At 36.9% G+C, this 13,935-nt stretch carries 15 protein-coding genes and 1 pseudogene; 6 read left to right on the top strand and 10 right to left on the bottom strand.

The features are described 5' to 3' along the window. A pseudogene (locus SVZ03_06890) lies at window positions 1–396 on the top strand (GxxExxY protein). A gap of 5 nt (window positions 397–401) precedes the next feature. Beyond that, the gene (locus tag SVZ03_06885; protein ID MDY6933934.1) at window positions 402–533 is read left to right on the top strand and encodes a hypothetical protein; all 132 of its coding nucleotides are present in this window, start codon (window positions 402–404) and stop codon (window positions 531–533) included. 80 nt (window positions 534–613) lie between these two features. Here the strand turns inward: SVZ03_06885 and SVZ03_06880 are convergent, their stop codons facing one another. From SVZ03_06880 to dnaK, 3 genes are all read right to left on the bottom strand, one after another. Beyond that, on the bottom strand, window positions 614–1,015 hold the full coding sequence (locus tag SVZ03_06880; GenBank protein ID MDY6933933.1) for a hypothetical protein: 402 nt from the start codon (window positions 1,013–1,015) through the stop codon (window positions 614–616). A gap of 759 nt (window positions 1,016–1,774) precedes the next feature. Next, the gene (locus SVZ03_06875; protein MDY6933932.1) at window positions 1,775–2,161 is read right to left on the bottom strand and encodes a transcriptional repressor; all 387 of its coding nucleotides are present in this window, start codon (window positions 2,159–2,161) and stop codon (window positions 1,775–1,777) included. Between the two features lie 507 nt (window positions 2,162–2,668). Continuing rightward, window positions 2,669–4,621: a molecular chaperone DnaK gene (gene dnaK / locus SVZ03_06870; protein MDY6933931.1), complete on the bottom strand. Its 1,953-nt coding sequence runs from the start codon at window positions 4,619–4,621 to the stop codon at window positions 2,669–2,671. A 729-nt stretch (window positions 4,622–5,350) separates the two neighbouring features. Here dnaK and arsS point away from each other — a divergent pair. The 4 genes from arsS (at window position 5,351) to SVZ03_06850 (ending at window position 9,224) form a co-directional block, all read left to right on the top strand. Further along, entirely contained in the window at window positions 5,351–7,327 is a 1,977-nt protein-coding gene (arsS, locus tag SVZ03_06865) for an arsenosugar biosynthesis radical SAM protein ArsS (protein MDY6933930.1), read from the top strand. 66 nt (window positions 7,328–7,393) lie between these two features. Continuing rightward, entirely contained in the window at window positions 7,394–7,534 is a 141-nt protein-coding gene (locus tag SVZ03_06860; GenBank protein ID MDY6933929.1) for a hypothetical protein, read from the top strand. 9 nt (window positions 7,535–7,543) lie between these two features. Continuing rightward, entirely contained in the window at window positions 7,544–8,044 is a 501-nt protein-coding gene (locus SVZ03_06855; GenBank protein ID MDY6933928.1) for a peroxiredoxin family protein, read from the top strand. Window positions 8,045–8,450: 406 nt separating this feature from the next. Then, a complete protein-coding gene (locus SVZ03_06850) occupies window positions 8,451–9,224 on the top strand; it encodes a sterol desaturase family protein (protein ID MDY6933927.1) in 774 nt (257 codons plus the stop codon). A gap of 350 nt (window positions 9,225–9,574) precedes the next feature. Here SVZ03_06850 and SVZ03_06845 read toward each other — a convergent pair whose 3' ends face one another. From SVZ03_06845 to SVZ03_06815, 7 genes are all read right to left on the bottom strand, one after another. Beyond that, a complete protein-coding gene (locus SVZ03_06845; GenBank protein ID MDY6933926.1) occupies window positions 9,575–9,808 on the bottom strand; it encodes a hypothetical protein in 234 nt (77 codons plus the stop codon). A gap of 6 nt (window positions 9,809–9,814) precedes the next feature. Then, on the bottom strand, window positions 9,815–11,263 hold the full coding sequence (locus SVZ03_06840; GenBank protein MDY6933925.1) for an NAD(P)/FAD-dependent oxidoreductase: 1,449 nt from the start codon (window positions 11,261–11,263) through the stop codon (window positions 9,815–9,817). A gap of 59 nt (window positions 11,264–11,322) precedes the next feature. After that, window positions 11,323–11,619, bottom strand: coding sequence for a hypothetical protein (locus SVZ03_06835; protein MDY6933924.1), 297 nt, complete (start codon window positions 11,617–11,619; stop codon window positions 11,323–11,325). A gap of 121 nt (window positions 11,620–11,740) precedes the next feature. Further along, complete coding sequence (locus tag SVZ03_06830; GenBank protein MDY6933923.1) at window positions 11,741–12,448, bottom strand: TVP38/TMEM64 family protein; 708 nt, start codon at window positions 12,446–12,448, stop codon at window positions 11,741–11,743. Between the two features lie 13 nt (window positions 12,449–12,461). Then, on the bottom strand, window positions 12,462–13,148 hold the full coding sequence (locus tag SVZ03_06825; protein ID MDY6933922.1) for a TIGR04282 family arsenosugar biosynthesis glycosyltransferase: 687 nt from the start codon (window positions 13,146–13,148) through the stop codon (window positions 12,462–12,464). Next, window positions 13,135–13,428 (bottom strand): hypothetical protein, encoded by a 294-nt coding sequence (locus SVZ03_06820; GenBank protein ID MDY6933921.1) that lies wholly within the window; start codon window positions 13,426–13,428, stop codon window positions 13,135–13,137. Before SVZ03_06820 ends, SVZ03_06825 begins: the two co-directional genes overlap by 14 nt. A 30-nt stretch (window positions 13,429–13,458) precedes the next feature. After that, window positions 13,459–13,665: a hypothetical protein gene (locus tag SVZ03_06815; GenBank protein MDY6933920.1), complete on the bottom strand. Its 207-nt coding sequence runs from the start codon at window positions 13,663–13,665 to the stop codon at window positions 13,459–13,461. Between the last annotated feature and the right edge of the window lie 270 nt (window positions 13,666–13,935).

Genomic DNA, 13,935 nt, shown 5'->3' with positions numbered 1-13,935 from the left:
TCTGATTTAACATCTGAGATAATTGGATGTGCGATGAGAGTTCATTCTGCTTTAGGGAATGGTTTTCAAGAAGTTATTTATCAGAGAGCATTGGCTATTGAAATGGAAGATTCTGGTTTATACTTTAATCGAGAATATGAGATGCCAATATTCTATAAAAATCAGCAAATCGGCACACGAAGGGTTGATTTTTTAATTGAAACAATTATAAGTGTCGAATTAAAGGCGCTTTATAAACTATAAGATGTTCATTTAGCGCAAGGTCTTAATTATCTTGAGGCATACGATTTAGAGGTAGGGTTATCAATTAACTTTGTATCTAAAAGTTTGGAATTTAAACGTTTATTAAATAAGAAGTTCAACCAAAAAGATCAAGGCAATCATTTAATCAAGTAAAATCAGTGGTTCAGACGATTGGCAAAGAAACTGCTGTAAGAGAGGGCATACCTCCCTTTGTAATAGCTAAAAACAGCCATTTGAGCGAGATTGTCAGAAAAGAGATAAAGATCCTTGAAGCGCTTAAAGAGATTTAACCAGCTGAATCCGCTCTGCCATTGGCTTTGCCAATTTAACAGGATTTTAGCAGGCGATTCATGTGCCGCAATCTGAATTTTCACAATAGGCCAGAAATACGCAAATGCTCCATTAATTTGGGTTCATCCTTTGCAAACTCCCTTAAAGTGTCCACTAAGACTTTCTCACGGTGGGTCAATTCATCTATCCTTGTGTGAACCGGTGCAAGGGTTGTTCGCCTGTCCCAGAATACTAAGCCCCCAACAAAGATCATTACACCCAGGAAACCACCAATCATTGTAGCCCATATCAGATCGATCCGATCATTTACTTTGCCCATCTCAGTTGTAAGCCGCTCATTGAGCTTATCAATACGCTCAAGGATAAGCTGGTCCGCTGGAGAGAGACGGATGGTTTCTCTGGAACGATCGTTAGCATATCCCCACGCAGTTAGGGCCAGAGACCAATATATTGCAAGAAATAATAAAAATACCTTATGCATAACTTACTCTCCCCTATGCGCTATCACAAAACATCTGGCTTTTGGGGGATCCCTCTTCTCAGTAACCTCAATCAGCATATCTTTCTGTACCTGAATCGCATCATAAATCTATTTCATGATTTTTTATGTGTCAATAAAAAAACGAGCATGAACCCCCAAGTCTATTAATGAATGATACTTTGTGCTTGATAAATTGTAAATTGTTACAATCATTCTAATATACCAACTGATTTAGTAAGGAGATCAGCTATTTGACGACTGTTATTCATACACATTCACCCTGGCAATAATAGTTAAAGTCTTTTGTTTTGCTTCACTGTTACCAGCACAGGAGAATCACTTTCAGACACTCATTTTGCCTATTATGAAATGTGAACATATCCAATAGAAATAAAAAATTGCTGGCTGGAATTTTTATGAAAATATAGATTCAAAATTACCTTAACGCAGCATTTTAGGAAGAGTTAATCATTTGATTCTGTTTTACTTGCTTTATTGGAACAGTCATTTGATCATTTTTTTTGGGGGGGATAATGAGGTGGTTTGTAAATAGTTCGTCCATGGACTACTTTAATGGGTGTACAATCACTGCCTTCACTCTTTCAATAAACACTATGATTGTGAAGCGCTCATAGCATTCATCATGAATAATTGATATGCAGTCAGTGTAAAATTTGCTTATTATCCCGATTTCTATTTAGGAAAGAAGTTATGATTCTAGTGACTTCAGGTCTTGCCCTGTTTAATTAAATAATTGGATTATTTCCCCCCACCGCATTTGTTGCAGATACCGGTGAAACTAATATTATACCCTACAACATTATAATTTGGGATAGCTAAGTCAAAATCAACATGATCCTCTAAATTGTGATCAATCCATACGTCTTGCATATGACCGCATTTCTCACATAATATATGATAGTGTTTATCTGTATTTCCGTCATAGCGAGCAGGCATACCAGGCACATCAATCCGTGCAATCCTACCCATTTGATGTAATTGATCAAGATTTCTATAGACTGTGGCAAGACTAATATTAGGGAAATCATTCCTTGCACGTTCATACAGATCATCAACCGTTGGATGATAATTATTTTTAGCAAGGAGAGCGGCTATCCCATCTCTATGTTTTGAATTCTTATGCATTAGTAGATATCTGAATTATTAAACAATCTATATCGAAATTCCTATACGAGAAATCACAATAGAAAGATGTTGCTGAAATCTCATAGATAGTATTAATACCTTCACTGTAGGGGCTGTTCTTGTTAGTTTTTTCATGCTAATTATATTAATACTATTTGATAAACACAGTAAAATAATAAAATCCATAATCAATGCTGTCAACTTGTTTTAGAATTATTTTTATTTGAGATTAAAGCGGGGAAAAAGATCGGTTACTTGTTATTTATGATAGATATCATCCACTTGTTGATAGGTTGCCTGAAATCAGATAAGTTCCTGTGCCGATGTGCCGAATAGGGTATGATTTTTTTAAAACACAACAGGACGGCACATGCCATCCTGTTGTTGAATATACACAATAGAAAACAAAAAGAGATTCATATTACTGCAAATCCATACAAACTGCTAGAATTGAACATGTATAACATCCCTCGATGCTCTCTTGTAGAATTAAAATTTTTTTATTCATTAACTGGCTTTCTTCTCATCATCTATAACCTCATAGTCGGCCTCATAAACTTTGTCATTATCCTGTTGTTGGTTAGAGGGTGTCCCATCTTCAGATTTTGGCCATGAATTAGCATTAGAGTTCGCATCCGAATAATCTCCAGAAGCCTGAGCATTAACAGAATTTTGTGATTGAGCGGCAAATTCTCGAAGCGCTCCCTCTAACCCATCTTTGGCCTCTCTTATAGCATTTATGTCATCCGTGCTTAGCGCATTCTTTAGGCCAGCTATTTTGTTCTCTATACCGCTTTTAACTGAAATATCCATGTTGTTATTATCATTGATCATTTTCTCAGCCGAGTAGATAAAGCTATCAGCCTCATTCTTCGCTTCAGCAACCTCTCTTGCTGTTTTGTCCTCTTTCGAATGGGTTTCAGCATCATGGATCATCCTGTTGATTTCATCCTTGTTGAGCCCGCTGGAGGATTCTATTCGAATCTTCTGCTCCTTGCCTGTGCCAAGGTCCTTGGCAGACACATGCACAATCCCATTTGCATCAATGTCAAATGATACCTCTATCTGAGGCATGCCCCTAGGGGCTGGATTGATCCCAACCAATTCGAACCTGCCGAGGGTTCTGTTATGCACTGCCATATCTCTCTCTCCCTGAAGCACATGTATTGAAACAGCTGGCTGGTTGTCAGCTGCTGTGCTGAATATCTCGCTTTTGGTAACAGGTATGGTTGTATTCCTCTCAATAAGCTTTGTCATAACTCCTCCGAGTGTTTCAACACCAAGAGAGAGTGGGGTGACATCAAGAAGTAATACATCATCAACATCACCTGCTAAAACACCGCCCTGTATTGCGGCCCCAAGCGCAACTACCTCATCGGGATTTACACCCTTACTCGGTTCTCTGCCAAAAATATTTTTAACGAGTTCCTGTACGATCGGAATTCGTGTTGATCCACCCACAAGCAGAACCTCATCAATATCACTTGCTGAAAGTCCGGAATCAGAAAGCGCCCTTATGCAGGGGTCTTTTGTCCTCTGTACAAGGTCTTCAATAAGCTGCTCCAATTTTGCTCGTGTAAGCTGCAATAGCATATGTTTCGGGCCGCTCTGGTCAGCAGTAAGGAATGGGATGTTCACCTCTGTTTGTAATTTACTTGAAAGCTCTATTTTAGCCTTTTCCGCAGATTCTTTCAAGCGTTGCAACGCCATCTTATCATTGGAAAGATCAATACCTGATTCTTTTTTGAATTCAGATATAAACCATTCTATGATTTTTTTATCAAAATCATCTCCACCAAGATGTGTATTGCCATTTGTTGATTTCACTTCAAAAACACCATCACCGAGTTCCAGGATTGAAATATCGAATGTGCCGCCGCCTAAATCATAAACAGCAATTTTTAGATTCTGTTTATTTTTATCAAGCCCATAAGCCAGAGCTGCTGCAGTTGGTTCGTTTATTATCCTTTCTACTTCAAGACCGGCTATCTTTCCGGCATCCTTTGTGGCCTGCCTCTGCTCATCATTGAAATAGGCAGGAACTGTTATTACAGCCCTTGTCACTTTTTCACCTAGATAATCCTCTGCTGTCTGTTTCATCTTTTGCAAAATCCTTGCTGATATTTCCTGAGGAGCATATTCCCCCTGTGATGTCTTAATCTTTACGCCCCCCTTTCCGTCATTGATGATATTATACTGAACCATATCCCTTTCTTCATTGATTTCAGAATAATTTCGTCCAATAAATCTTTTTATTGAACGAATAGTGTTTTCAGGATTTGTAATTATTTGATTCTTTGCTACCTGCCCAACCAGTCTCTCGCCTTTATCAGTATATGCAACAATAGAGGGTGTTGTTCTCTGGCCTTCAGAATTCTGGATAACAGTTGCCTCCCTTTCGCTCATGACTGATACACATGAATTTGTAGTGCCTAAATCTATTCCAATTATCTTGCTCATCTCTTACCTCCATCTAATAATGAAAATTTACTAAAAACATCATTATCGCTATGATTTATAATATTAATGAAATTGTAGTCTTGCTCCCCTTGTTTTACATAGAAGGGCCATCATTTTAACGATGAGTGCCATATTGCCTTTCGATTGCACCAGGTTCAGCACCTCATCTTTTAATTAGCCTTCATTATAAACTTGGACCTAAATCAAACTCCTGAATATTTATCCTTTCATCGTTTAGATAAATCAGGCCTTAGTTTGTTAGCACTCACCAAAAGCGAGTGCTAACAAACTGTTATTAAAGTAACACCTTTCTAATTATTTGTCAATACCTGAAACCAAAATATTTTAATAAAATGACAATTTTTTTATTATTAGGGTCTTAATTACATCGAAATTGAAGAAATTATTGTTTGGCTAGGTCTTTTGTGTCAAAATCATCATTCATAATTGATTAATACCAGGTTTTGATTTAACATTTTCTGTTTTCCATTATTTTCATGAAGCTGATTAAGGGGGAATTTTGATATAATTTTTATATCGATGCTCATGTAACCAAACTGATGTCTAGGTGTCGCATAAAACTGAATCCGAATTATAATGATAAATTCTCTCCTGGATCTTGGATATGCAATTAGGATGCTTCCAATAATTGGATTGTCAATTTTTGGGTTGCATTCTGTTTTTGATCAATCTATTGTAGCGATATTAATTTCAATTATGAGGTTAAAAATGAATAATTTCTGGGAAGTTATGAACATCAAAAAGACCGGTATTGACATAATTCAGATTAATCTAGGCAATAGATGTAATCTATCATGTAATCACTGCCATATCGGCGCCTCGCCAAGGGGCGAGAAGAATATGGAAAGAAAAACAGCTGAAAAGATCATACTCAAACTCAAGAAATTAGATGTTAAACAGGTTGACTTAACGGGTGGCGAACCTGTGATGAATCCTAATTTACAGTATTTTATTAAGGAGTTATCTGATAAAAAAAATATTAGTGTCAGGACAAACCTTGTTTCGCTTAATATACCAGACTACAGCAATATGTTGACCCTCTTCAAGGAGCACAATGTGACAATTATTGGCTCCCTTCCATCAGTTTTTGAGAAGACCACTGATTCTCAAAGGGGTAAGAATGTTTTTAAGAAGAGCATTCAAATCCTTAAAAAATTGAATAATCAAGGATATGGAAATGGTTTCAAACTTGATCTTGTATATAATCCTGTAGGAGATTATCTCCCACCAGACAGCAAAACCCTGGAGGCAGATTACCGTGAATTATTAAAGGAAGTTCAGGGAATCAAATTTAATGAGCTCATTGCTATGGTAAATGTTCCGATTAATAAATTCCGTAAGTTTCTTGAAAAGGAGGGCACTCGTACCCATTATGAAGAGAACCTCCTCTCAAATTATAATCATGCAACCCTTGATAAGATTATGTGTCGCAACCTACTCTCTGTTGACTATGAGGGGTATATTTATGACTGCGACTTCAATCTGGCTTGCGGCAAAAGGATAAAAGGATTTGAAAGAGCGAAATTCTGGGACATAGACTTTACTAACTTTATACCCGAAATATCCTTTGATAATTATTGTTATGCGTGCACAGTTAATACTGGAAGCAGTTGTCATGGCGCTCTGTTAAAGGACGATGATGTAAAAGAAAAGGTGCAGAGATATTATGGCGAGACGCTTAATTCTTCTAGTGACCTGCAGACAAACGCATGCTGTACAACCGAATCAATCCCTCAGTATGTTAAGGATAGTCTTAAGTATATAAATGACGAAATAATGATGAAGTACTATGGATGTGGCTCACCAATTCCACTTGCCCTTGAAGGCCTGAAGGCTCTGGACCTGGGATGCGGCACTGGAAGAGATACTTATCTACTCTCCCGCCTTGTTGGTGAAAAGGGTTTTGTATACGGATTTGATATGACAAATAATCAGCTTAAAGTGGCGAAAAAGCATTTAAATGATCAAATGAATATCTTTGGTTATAAAAAAAAGAATGTCAGTTTTATTATGGATTATATTGAGAACCTGGAGGATCACTTTAAAGAAGAGTCACTTGATTTGGTGATCTCCAATTGTGTTATAAACCTTACCGAGAACAAAGAGAATGTTATTAAACAGGTATATAAGGCTCTAAGGAACACTGGAGAATTCTATTTCTCCGATGTATACGCAGACAGACGCGTTCCGAAACATATTATAGAAAACGAAATTCTTTATGGTGAATGCCTTGGTGGAGCCCTTTATTATAATGATTTTGAACGCATAGCAAGAGCCTCGGGATTTACGGACACACGAATTATGAGTAAAACAAAGATTACTATTCAAAATCCTGAAATAGAAGAGCTTGTTGAGAATATCAATTTTTATTCCATTACATATAGATTATGGAAACTTGAGGGTCTTGAAGATGCCTGCGAGGACTATGGTCATATTGCAATCTACAAGGGCGGCATCCCATATTCTCCTTATAGACTAGAGCTAGACTGTGAGCATATATTTTATAAGAATAAGCCTGAACGTGTATGCGGTAATACAGCAAAGATGCTTCAGGAGTCCAGATTCGCTAAATACTTTGAAATCATAGGTGATTTTAAAGAGCATTTCGGTGCTTTTGAAGAATGTGGGAACACAACCTCCAGCAAGGATGAAGTAAATGATCTTCCAGGAGAATGCTGCCCATGAAAAGACATACAAAGTGCGTAGACATTCTTGCCATTAGTATTATATGATTTAACAAGGGAGTAATTTATGAGATCAAATGTACCAAGTGTAGGACAGAAAGCGCCGGACTTTAATGCGCTGACTTCTGAAGGGAAATTTTTTCAACTTTGGGAGGCGGTAAAATCCAGCAGTAATAATATGCTTGTTTTTTACAGAGGCAACTGGTGACCATTCTGCATCAGCCAGTTGGTTGAGTTTAAAAAATATTACCATGAATTTCAGAAATATAATACTCAAATTTATGCCCTGTCTGTTGATCCACCGGAAAAATCCAGAGCATTAAAGAAGGATATGGAATTGCCCTTTGAATTATTATGCGATATTGATAAAAATGTTGTCAAACAATATGATCTGTTTAATCCTTATGAACATGGTGGGATAGCTTATCCGGCAACCTTTATTGTAAATCCTGATGGTAAAATTTGCTATCGCTCTCTGGATAGCACTGCAAAGAGAGTTGATATTTCAGAGACTAAGGAATTTATAAAAGATCTAAACGGGAATCTGGAACATGAGGTACACTCTCAACCACATAAGAAATGGGTTATTCCATCACCTGTGGATTCCATGAAGGCAATGCGTAATCTAATTTTTACGAGCACTCTTAAAGACTGGATGTATCTTTTTTTTACTCCTTTCGGATTATTGAAGATGACTGTTAAAAAAATGAAAAGATGACTCCAAGTGTATGAAAAAAAATGAAAGTATAATCACAAAAGGTATTAAGTCCGGATCTGTGGATATCGATACCGGAACAATACTAAATGAGCCATTATTTATAAGCCTTTCCAAAAAGCTTGTCCCCCATTTCCATGATGGCAAGCCTTGACGCGATCGAGGAAACACAAACCTTATGATTAGGGTACCTACGAAAAGCTAGCCCTGGACTGTTTGAGCGGCAAACTTACGCTATTTGCGCGATAGGATCGTGTTGGAGCCATGTAGAAGGCAGTGGATCCTATTATTAAGCAGAGGAGTAAGAAGCCAGTATCGAATTTTCCAAATTAGAGAGCGGTTACATGGGTCCCGGTTGAAGCAACTTAGTTGCTTGAAGAAAATGGGCGATGTAATTTAAATTAAAATCATGAATATCAAACTAATAATATCCTTTATCTCTTTTGCATTGATATTTCTTCTTGAGACTATTTCCCCTCATTACAAAGATAGACGCAAAAGATTTACTCATGCTGCAAATAACCTAAGCATAACAGCTATAAACAATTTACTCTATTATATTTCCTTTTCTTCCATCACACTTATGGTAATGAATTGGGCACAGACCTATCACATTGGACTGAACCATCTTTTTACCTTCCCTTCTTATGATGTCTATTTAAAAGGGATTCTCATTTTCCTACTCTTTGATCTATGGATGTATTTCTGGCATCGGATAAACCATAGAATACGATTTTTCTGGAAATTACACCGAACACATCATTCAGATATTCAGATGGATATCACAACAGCACTAAGGTTCCATCCCTTTGAAATTCTTCTATCTTCATTGTTCAGGCTCATAATTTTTCTATTACTTGGAATGAATATGATATTTCTTCTTGTATATGAGATAGCACTTCAGGTAATTATTCAATTTCACCATAGCAATATTTCCTTGCCTGAAAAATATGATAGATTGCTCCGTTATCTGATTGTAACGCCAAATATGCACAGGGTTCATCATTCTGATGAATGGAGTGAGACTAATTCAAACTATTCTTCGATCTTTTCTTTCTGGGACAGGCTGTGGTCCAGCTTTAGGAAAAGGGAGGATACACGTACCATTAACCTTGGATTGAAGCTATTAAGAGAAGACAAATGGCAACGGATTACCGGGATATTGTTAACTCCCTTCAGATAGATAAAAAAGGTAGATCTTTTATCACGTTTGTCTCAAAGGATTAGAAATATATGAGTAGGGTCTCTCTCTATACTAATAGCGGTATAAATCTTTATCCTATATTTGTCACTTTGGGCTTGCATAGTAGGAATTCTTTTATGAATATGAGAGATTAACTAATGTCAAGGCTCTTCTGCATGGGATTGATCCCAAGATACGGCCTGGGGATGATGATTATGATGAAGCTCACATCTATGAGATATGTCCATTTTTCATTCAGGATCCTATCTTTAACTCCATACTATGCCGCGCAAATGAATCGCTTGCGCGAATTGTGAAAACATATTGGTGAATCTTCAGACCTACCCCTATCATGGGCAGAGAGTACGGCAGAAGCTATAGGCACAAAGCTTTGGCATTCTGAACACGCTATTTTCGACTATCTCGTAAATGAAAAATCCATGGATTTTATCCGGCTTAATTATGAAACCCTGAAGATTGAATACCTGCATTACAACTGGAATCTGAACCGCTGAAGAAGAAATAATTAAGTTGATATATATATGGTCATTTAACTCTTCTACATCAATAGTTGAGCTTCCCAATCCCCTCTATTTTACATCCTTTTTTGAGAATAGCCCTTGCAATATTTTTACAAAGAAATTTTCACGTATGCGATCAGCGTAGAGCTGTCCGGAAGGTCGTTTTATTACATCCGAATATGTGGGATAGACATGAATTACTGATTGAATTTGTGCAAAAGATATTTTTAGAGATTTGGCAAGCTGAGCTTCATGGAGCAGTTCTGAAGCCCCTTCGCCTAATATATGAATACCGAGTAGATTGCCCTTCCTACTACAGATAAACTTGCTCATCCCTATCTCCATATTATCGGTCTTTCCTCGATCAACCCTATTATAATAATGTCGATATACCCTTATTTTATCACCATATCTCTCCCTTGCCTCCTCCTCTGTGAATCCAGCGCGAGCAAGCTCAGGATCAGTAAATGTGGCCCAGACAACATTAGAATAATCTACCTTCTTTTTTATAGGTATGGGTAAAACAGCATTCATAACAGCAATGGTAGCCTGGTATTCAGCCATGTGACTGAATTGATATGGTCCTACCACATCTCCGCATGCATAGATATTCTTTGCTGTTGTTTGAAGCATATTATTTACAATTATACCCTTTGGATTATATTCCACACCTGCATTTACCAGATCAAAACCAGATGTATTCGGTTTGCGTCCAACAGCTATTAGAGTAGATTCTCCCTTAATTTTTTCTATCTGCCCCTTCCCATTCTGAACTGTAAAAACAATACCATCATCTTGTCTTGATAATGAAGTAGCCTTTGTACTGGTTAATAGTTTAACGCCTTCTGCCTTCAATCGATCTGATAATATATCCACCAATTCTTGATCTTCTCGTGGAAGAATATGATCAGACATATCCAATACAGTAATTTTCACTCCCAGACGGTTTAACGCTGACGCTATCTCAATCCCGATTGGCCCTGCCCCAAGAATGATCATAGAGTCAGGAAGAACCTCTAAATCAAAGATAGTCTTATTCGTAAGATATGGAGCATCATGTAAGCCTTCTATCGGAGGGAGAAATGGGCTTGAACCTGTGGCTATAATAAAGCTTTTGGAGGTAAGAATTTGTTCCCCAACCTTCAATCTATGATTATCAATAAATTTCGGATTGCCTAAGAAGACGCTTATGCCCATCTTCTCAAAGATTTCAGGCTTTTCTTCTTTATAAACCTTTTCTATAACAGAACGAACATAGCTCATCACATTTTTTGTATTCAGTTGAAGCGATCCGTCAATTTGTAGACCGTATTCATTCAAATGATTCACGTCATGCGCTATCTGACTTGCTCTTATAAGCGCCTTGCTTGGAACACAACCTGACCATGTGCACTCTCCTCCCACTTTATCATTCTCAACAATCGCCACTCTTTTGCCTAAGTTCTTTGCGAGATTGGCTGAACTGATTCCGCCTGATCCAGCTCCAACAACTACTAAATCAAAATCTGTATTATCCATTGAAATCCCCATATCCTTTATTTATATAATTTGAGTTAAAAGATAAGATCATCAACCGATTATTCCGTGTCTGCTTCTTTGTATTGCCAGATCATTGGTATTATGAACATCACCAAAGTGGAAAGGATAGACGCAATAGCAAAGCATAAAGCTAGTGGTATATCCGAGATAATTAATTGATGAAGCATGCGTTCAGCAAATATCATAAGCCCAAGAAGGGCAACGATAACAAGAGGCCATAGACGAAATCCGATTCGTTTCTCACAATCCAGACATGTAAAATTTCTCCCACTATCCCAGCTTGCCAAAATAGCCATTGGCCCAATGCTTCCATTACATACTGGGCAGTTTCCCATTTTAAACCTCCCCTATGATTTATTCTATTTGCTGCTTCTACAAGGTGATTAAATCAATATATTAAAGAATAATCTTTACGATAATTCTTTTAGCGCTAACGACATTTCTATAATCTGCATACTATGATGTATCCTGAATTTCAAGCTTATGTTCCCTTCTCTTTTTTATTGATTTAAATATAGCTGGGATAAACATCATTAGAACAAAAATTGAAAGAGCAGCAAAGAACTGAACTGATATGATGTCCTCCAATGAGCTTCCCAACATGGCATTTATAAAACCTCCAGGTATCATACCTATGAATGATCCTAAGGCATAATCACGAAATTTCATTCTGGAAAGACCTGAGCCAAAATTTACAGCATCATACTGAAAAAGAGGAATTAGTCTAAGAAATAGAATAAATCGAAAGCCATGTTTCTCCGTGCCCTCATCAAATGATTTGATACGACCCTTGTGCAACCATGCGAAATTTTCAATAAAAGACCTGCCAAAGTAGCGTGCAATGAGAAAAGAGAGGCAAGAACCACTAGTCGCGCCTATCAATATAAACAGCGTACCCCACCATTTCCCAAAGGCAAGTCCGCCTGCCAGAGACATTACACCTACTGGGAGAACAAGTATAACGGCTCGCAAGGAATATATGATGATAAAGACTATAGGCGACAAAACACCAAACTGTAGTATGTAATTCTTTATGTTTGTGGGAGTAAAATCCGATAAAGAGAGCAACCCAAATCTAAAGAGTAGAATAACACCAATTACAATGAAAGAGAGGACGAACAGTCTAATAACGCTACATTTTCGATTACCTTTAATCCTGTTCATGCAGTTCCTCCATTTATTCATCAGAAAAGATGTTATCCAATATCCTTGATGTATTGGGAAGTAATAGATTATTCATCTTTGTCTTTGAATCCCTCATATGTTGCCATAAATCAACAACATCGGAAAAGGTGTCAATATCTCTTTTTGGCGATAGCTGAGAAGCTGTAAGGCTCATCTTATCCACCTTATGAAGTGTATTTTTAAGCACTACATCTGTGCTCCATGGAATGTCCCTGAATATTTCCGGATAAGGCTTTTTAAGTCCGATGAGATAGTAACCTCCATCAATGCTAGGACCGAGTACTACATCTGAGTGATTTAAACTTCTGAATGCATCAGTAATATTTGAAGGCTTCAATGTTGGTATATCGCTCCCGATGATAACAGCCCTCGAAAATCCTTTAGAAAATGCCCACAGAAATGCCCTATGCATACGTTCGCCAAGATCTTTACCTTCCTGTGGAATGTATTTTAAAAAAATACCCAACAAGTTCTCAATCTCCTTCAATCCATCATGAGGCCAATAAAAAATGAAAATCTCTATACTTGATAGGACATTTAGGGATACAATCAAATCCTTTAGCATTGCGCTATACAGTGAAAGCGAATCCTCCATACTCATCTCGGGTTGAAGTCTAGTCTTTACCTTACCCATTATTGGAGACTTTACGAACAGGATGAGAGCTTCATCTTTTTTCATTTAAAGACCAATCATATTTTAGATATTTTATTTCGGGTTTGTTCATGATAATATATCTCATAACATCTTCTGGGAAGTAATTAGCCAGAAAGACTATTACCCTTCTATCCTTATCGTTATATCCCTTGAAAAGCTGTTTTGCTTCCTTTGAGAGAGGGAAATCCTTATTGTACCATTTGAATATTGATGACAAATAAAGCCTGTTATCCTCTTTATCCAATCTAACCTTATCTGGATTGTTGATAAAATTATTTACAGCATGCTCTAATCGTTTATCCAAAAGGCCTTTTTATCATTAACAGTCAATCCTTCAAAAATTTTGATAATTTAACTCTTCAAGTTGATGTAAATATTGTGTAAGCAATCCATGATCATCTTTTATCGCCTTGTAATCGACTAAACCATTATCTACATATTTTTGAAGGAATGAATCGTATAGAGAATGATCTATTTTAGCTGATTCAATATCTACCTTTAATGGGATAAATAAACATATCAGTGTTATTAGTAGTTTCATCTGTTATTCTCATCCGTTATATGAATGATATAATTTGCTTATCCGTAATTCTTATTATAATTTTTAATAACTTAAGGATGATTCAGCATATACTCCTACCAAAATATGTATGCGTTATAAACGCTATCTGAAAACTTTCCAAAATAAACAGAATTATTTATAAAATTTAACTAAAGGAGGCTTTTACCATGGATTATATTGAAGTAAAAGTAATTGAAGCACAAGAACATTTTGAAAATCTATTAATGTTTGTAAAAAATAACAATGATA

It is taken from the genome of Spirochaetota bacterium (assembly GCA_034190085.1).
Lineage (GTDB): Bacteria > Spirochaetota > UBA4802 > UBA4802 > JAFGDQ01 > JAXHTS01.
The sequence above is the reverse complement of the archived record's forward strand: the minus strand, read 5'-3'. Positions and strand labels throughout refer to the sequence as shown.

What these genes read in the sequence shown, in the direction of transcription:
- SVZ03_06860 (MDY6933929.1), top strand. Translation starts at nt 7,394, where the DNA reads ATGAGATCAAATGTACCAAGTGTAGGACAGAAAGCGCCGGACTTTAAT.
- dnaK (MDY6933931.1), bottom strand. Translation starts at nt 4,621, where the DNA reads ATGAGCAAGATAATTGGAATAGATTTAGGCACTACAAATTCATGTGTA.
- SVZ03_06875 (MDY6933932.1), bottom strand. Translation starts at nt 2,161, where the DNA reads ATGCATAAGAATTCAAAACATAGAGATGGGATAGCCGCTCTCCTTGCT.
- SVZ03_06835 (MDY6933924.1), bottom strand. Translation starts at nt 11,619, where the DNA reads ATGGGAAACTGCCCAGTATGTAATGGAAGCATTGGGCCAATGGCTATT.
- SVZ03_06850 (MDY6933927.1), top strand. Translation starts at nt 8,451, where the DNA reads ATGAATATCAAACTAATAATATCCTTTATCTCTTTTGCATTGATATTT.
- SVZ03_06880 (MDY6933933.1), bottom strand. Translation starts at nt 1,015, where the DNA reads ATGCATAAGGTATTTTTATTATTTCTTGCAATATATTGGTCTCTGGCC.
- SVZ03_06830 (MDY6933923.1), bottom strand. Translation starts at nt 12,448, where the DNA reads ATGAACAGGATTAAAGGTAATCGAAAATGTAGCGTTATTAGACTGTTC.
- SVZ03_06815 (MDY6933920.1), bottom strand. Translation starts at nt 13,665, where the DNA reads ATGAAACTACTAATAACACTGATATGTTTATTTATCCCATTAAAGGTA.
- SVZ03_06840 (MDY6933925.1), bottom strand. Translation starts at nt 11,263, where the DNA reads ATGGATAATACAGATTTTGATTTAGTAGTTGTTGGAGCTGGATCAGGC.
- arsS (MDY6933930.1), top strand. Translation starts at nt 5,351, where the DNA reads ATGAATAATTTCTGGGAAGTTATGAACATCAAAAAGACCGGTATTGAC.
- SVZ03_06825 (MDY6933922.1), bottom strand. Translation starts at nt 13,148, where the DNA reads ATGAAAAAAGATGAAGCTCTCATCCTGTTCGTAAAGTCTCCAATAATG.